This window comes from Streptomyces sp. NPDC059456 (assembly GCF_042750055.1).
Taxonomy (GTDB): Bacteria; Actinomycetota; Actinomycetes; order Streptomycetales; family Streptomycetaceae; genus Streptomyces.
Map to the genome: position 1 here is coordinate 1 of NZ_JBHYVA010000699.1, position 4,421 is coordinate 4,421.

3 protein-coding genes and 1 pseudogene are annotated in these 4,421 nt (G+C 74.6%); 1 reads left to right on the forward strand and 3 read right to left on the reverse strand.

Going from position 1 to position 4,421, the window contains the following annotated elements:
* The 3 genes and pseudogenes from ACFXA3_RS36680 to ACFXA3_RS36690 all read right to left on the reverse strand — a co-directional run.
* Positions 1–301: pseudogene (locus ACFXA3_RS36680) on the reverse strand (alkaline phosphatase family protein); the annotation flags it as partial.
* The gene (locus ACFXA3_RS36685) at positions 301–906 is read right to left on the reverse strand and encodes a DUF5998 family protein (RefSeq protein WP_383337387.1); all 606 of its coding nucleotides are present in this window, start codon (positions 904–906) and stop codon (positions 301–303) included. The pseudogene ACFXA3_RS36680 and the gene ACFXA3_RS36685, both read right to left, overlap by 1 nt.
* A 41-nt stretch (positions 907–947) precedes the next feature.
* Complete coding sequence (locus ACFXA3_RS36690) at positions 948–3,824, reverse strand: GNAT family N-acetyltransferase (RefSeq protein WP_385194525.1); 2,877 nt, start codon at positions 3,822–3,824, stop codon at positions 948–950.
* A 186-nt stretch (positions 3,825–4,010) separates the two neighbouring features.
* Between ACFXA3_RS36690 and ACFXA3_RS36695 the strand changes: the two genes are divergently transcribed.
* Positions 4,011–4,292 (forward strand): HPr family phosphocarrier protein, encoded by a 282-nt coding sequence (locus tag ACFXA3_RS36695; protein WP_048477591.1) that lies wholly within the window; start codon positions 4,011–4,013, stop codon positions 4,290–4,292.
* Positions 4,293–4,421 lie beyond the last annotated feature (129 nt).

Consider the following 4,421-nt stretch of genomic DNA (forward strand, 5'->3'; position numbering starts at 1 on the left):
AGCCCGCGGTGATCGGGCGGCCGGTGCCGCCGCGCGAGCTGCCGAGCAGGGAGGTCAGGTACGGGGCCTCGTCCGGGTGGGCCTTGATCTGCTCCCAGCCCATGCCGTCGACCAGGAACACGCAGTTCCGGTCGGCCGGGGTGAGCTCGGCGATGGCGGCGGTGTACCCGGGGACGCCCTGGCCCGCCACGAGGGTCGGCAGCAGGTCGGCGAGCGAGCCGGCGCCGTACTCGGGCACGGGGGCGCCGGACAGGTCCAGCAGTTCCGGCTCGTCCCAGTTCGACGGTACGGAGTAGGCCATCAGCGGGCGGACTGGGACGTCGCCGCTGTTGCCTCGCTGAGCGCCTGCGCGAAGACGAGGGTCTGGCGGACCGCCTCCGGGCCGTCGCCGGCCTCGCTGACGCGCAGGCTGAGGTCGTCGGCGGTGGAGTTGCCCGTGTAACCGTGGTCGGAGTCGCAGTTCGGGTCGCCGCAGGCGGCGGGCTCCAGGTCGATCCGGGAGACCGCGCCCCAGCCGATGGTCAGGACGACCTCGCGGGGCAGGGTGCCGGGGGTGTACGACTCGGGGTTGGCGACGACGCGGCTGAGCACCACGGAGGAGATCGCGCCGATCTTGACGGACTCGGTGGAGGTGGTCGCGTACGGGGACGGCGACCCGGCGTCGGCGGCCTGCTCGTCGGTGTGGCTCACGATGAAGCGGTTCCCGGTCAGGACCAGGACCGTGACGTGCCGGCGCACCTCGTTGGAGTCGAACGTCGTCTCCTGGTGGACCAGGTACGACGAGATCGGCTCGCCGCCCACCGCGGCCTCCACGGCCTCGGCCACGAGGGCCGGGTAGTAGCCGCTGCGCTCGATCGCCGTGCGCAGCCCCTGGGTCGTCGTACCGGATTTCGCCATGGGGTCCATCCTAAGGCCCGTACGGGGCGCCCCGGGCGCCCCGTACCCGCTCAGTAGCTGGGGAGTGTCCGGGGACCGAGATCGGTGCGGGCGGGCGGACGGGCCACCCGGACGGTGGCGCTGAGCACGGAGAGCCCCTCGGTGGCGACGACGACCGGTTCGAGGGTGACGCCCACCACCTCGGGGTGGTCGTCGACGAGCCGGGACAACCGCAGCAGGAGCTCTTCGAGGGCGGCGGTGTCGACGGGGTCGCTGCCGCGCCAGCCGAACAGGAGGGGGGCGGCCCGGATGGACCGGATCAGCCCGGCCGCGTCCCGGTCGGTGGCCGGGACGAGGCGGTGGGCGGTGTCGCCGAGCAGCTCGGAGGCGACGCCGGCCAGCCCGAAAGAGAGGACGGCGCCCGCGGCAGGGTCGATCACGGACCGCACGACGGTGTCGACCCCGCGGGGCACCATGGCCTGGACGACGGGCAGCAGCTCCGCGGGGGTTCCCAGCAGGTCGGTGAGCTCCTCGTACGAGCGGCGCAGGTCGGCCTCGGTCGTGAGGTCGAGGCGTACGCCGCCGAGGTCCGCGCGGTGGCGCAGGTGCGGGGCCGTGGTCTTGAGGGCGACGGGGTAGCCCAGGGTCCGCGCCGCCGCGGCCGCGTCGTCCGCCGAGGGCGCGGGCAGGGTGGGGAGCACCCGGATCCCGTAGTGGGCGAGCAGCGCTCCGGCGTCGGGTTCGGTGAGGGTGAGCACGCGGTCGCCGGCGTCCGCCAGCAGGCCGGCGAGCCGGGCGGCGGCCCCGGCCTCGTCGATGTCCTCGTACGCGGGGACCTGGCCGGCGTCGGCGTTGGCCCGCCGCCACTGCCCGTACCGGACGGCCTCGGCGACGGCCCGGACGGCCCGCTCGGCGGCCGGGTACGCGGGGATCCGCCCGTCCGGGGCCTCGCTGCGGCCGGCGCCGCCGGCTGCGGGCGCCGTGGCGGCGGGTGTGGAGGCAGCGGGTGCGGCCGCGTCCGGGTACGGGGTGCCGGGGCGCGGGAGCGCGGTTCCCTCGGGCGGCGCGCCCGAGGGGGTGGGTCGCACCGGGCCGGTGCGGGCGCCGGTCCCGGGCGGCACCCCCGCCGGGGACAGCGCGTCGACGAGCTCCGCCAGCTCCACGTGGACCACGGCGACCGGCTTGCCGGGATGGCCGGCGACCGCGTCCCGCAGGGCTCCGGCCAGGTCGTCCTGGGGCGCCTGCTCGTTCACCCACGGGATCACCGTGACGATCACCGCGTCGTTGTCGGCGGAGGCCAGCGCGGCGCCCAGTGCCGTCCGGAAGTCCTCCGGCGTCGCCGCCGTCGTCAGGTCCAGCGGGACGGCGGGCCGCAGCCCCTGCGCGAGGCACGCGTCGTAGGTGAGGACGCCGAGCGACTCCGAGTTCCCGAGGACGGCCACCCGCGGTCCGGCGGGCAGCGGCTGCGAGGCCAGCAGCAGGCCGACGTCCACCAGCTCCGTGACCGTGTCGACCCGGATCACCCCCGCCTGCCGCAGCAGTGCGGAGACCGTGGTGTCCGCCAGCCGGGTGCCGGGGACCACGTGCCCGGCGGGGGTGTGGCGGCCTCCCCGCGCGACGACGACCGGCTTCACGGCCGCCGTCCGGCGGGCGAGGCGGGTGAACTTCCGCGGGTTGCCGAGGGTTTCGAGGTACATCAGCGCGACGTCGGTGGCTTCGTCCTCGTACCAGTACTGGAGGATGTCGTTGCCGGAGACGTCCGCCCGGTTGCCCGCGGAGACGAAGGACGACAGCCCCGCGCCCCGCCGCAGCAGCGCGGAGAGCAGCGAGATGCCGATGGCCCCGGACTGGGTGAACAGTCCGATGCGGCCGCGGATCGGGGCGGGCGCGGGGGTCAGGGAGGCGTTGAGCCCGACCTCGGGCGCGGTGTTGATCACGCCGTAGGCGTTCGGCCCGATCAGCCGCATCCCGTACGAGCGGACCTGGCGCACCAGTTCGCGCTGCCGGTCGAGCCCGGCCGGGCCGCTCTCCCCGTACCCGGCGGAGAGCACCACGAGCCCCTGCACGCCGTGCTCCCCGCAGGCGGCCACGGCCTCGGGGACCCGCGCGGCCGGGACCGCGATCACCGCGAGGTCGACCGGGGCGTCGATGTCGCCGAGCGCGCGGTAGGCCCGTACGCCGTCCAGCAGATCGGCGGTGGCCGCCTCGTTCACGGCGTAGAGGTGCCCGCGGAAGCCGCTGTCGCGCAGGTTGCGCAGGGCGGCCGCGCCGACGCCCCCGCCGGAGCGGCTGACGCCGATGACGGCCACCGAGCCGGGGGCCAGCAGCCGCTGTACGGAGCGGGCTTCGGCGCGCTGCTCGCGGGCCCGCTGCACGGCGAGGGATTCGGCGGTGGGTTCCAGGTCGAGGGTGAGGTGGACGGAGCCGTCCTCGAAGCTGCGCTTCTGCTGGTAACCGGCGTCCGTGAACACCTTGATCATCTTGTTGTTGGCGGGGAGCACCTCGGCCGCGAACCGGCGGATGCCCCGTTCGCGGGCGACCGCGCCGATGTGTTCGAGGAGTGCGGACGCGACCCCGCGGCCCTGGTGGGCGTCCTGGACGAGGAAGGCGACCTCGGCCTCGTCGGCGGGGGCGGAGGCGGGCCGGCCGTCGGGGCCGATCCGGTCGTAGCGGACGGTGCCGATGAACTCCTCGCCGACGGTCGCCGCGAGGCCGACCCGGTCCACGTAGTCGTGGTGCGTGAAGCGGTGCACGTCGCGGTCGGAGAGCCGGGGGTAGGGCGCGAAGAAGCGGTAGTACTTCGACTCGTCGGAGACCTGCTCGTAGAAGCTGACCAGCCGGCCCGCGTCCTCGGTGGTGATGGGCCTGATCCGGGCGGTGCCGCCGTCGCGAAGGACGACGTCCGCTTCCCAGTGGGCCGGGTACGAGGGGTCCGACGGGGTGGTCATGCGGTGATCTTAAGGCCAGGACCGGCCGGACGGCTCCCTGCGCGGCGCACGCGGCAGACGGGGTCAAACCAGTGCAAGCTGGGGTAGGCCGAGCGGCGGAGGATCCGGGCCGAAGGTCGGTCGGAGCATGCGAGGCGTCGTGAGAGACTGGTCTAGACAACCCGTAAGAACCTGAAGGGCATCACCATGGCAGAGCGCCGCGTCAACGTCGGGTGGGCCGAGGGCCTGCACGCTCGTCCCGCCTCGATCTTCGTCCGTGCGACGACCGCTTCCGGTGTCCCGGTGACCATCGCGAAGGCCGACGGGAACCCCGTCAACGCCGCGTCCATGCTCGCCGTGCTGGGCCTGGGCGCGCAGGGCGGCGAGGAGATCGTCCTCGCGTCCGACGCCGAGGGTGCCGAGGCGGCGCTGGACCGCCTCGCGAAGCTGGTCGCCGAGGGCCTCGAAGAGCTCCCCGAGACCGTCTGACCCTTCGGGTTCGCCCGGACAAGCGAAGAAGCCGTGGGCGCCGGGAATAAGGGGGGCCCCGCGGGGTAGTATTAGGGGATTAAAAGAGGCCCGGGCGGGGTGGGGGGAGGGGGGGGCGCGTGGAATAAT

Bases quoted from the DNA above. Each gene is read 5' to 3' on its own strand.
- ACFXA3_RS36685 (WP_383337387.1), bottom strand. From the start codon at position 906: ATGGACCCCATGGCGAAATCCGGTACGACGACCCAGGGGCTGCGCACG.
- ACFXA3_RS36690 (WP_385194525.1), bottom strand. From the start codon at position 3,824: ATGACCACCCCGTCGGACCCCTCGTACCCGGCCCACTGGGAAGCGGAC.
- ACFXA3_RS36695 (WP_048477591.1), top strand. From the start codon at position 4,011: ATGGCAGAGCGCCGCGTCAACGTCGGGTGGGCCGAGGGCCTGCACGCT.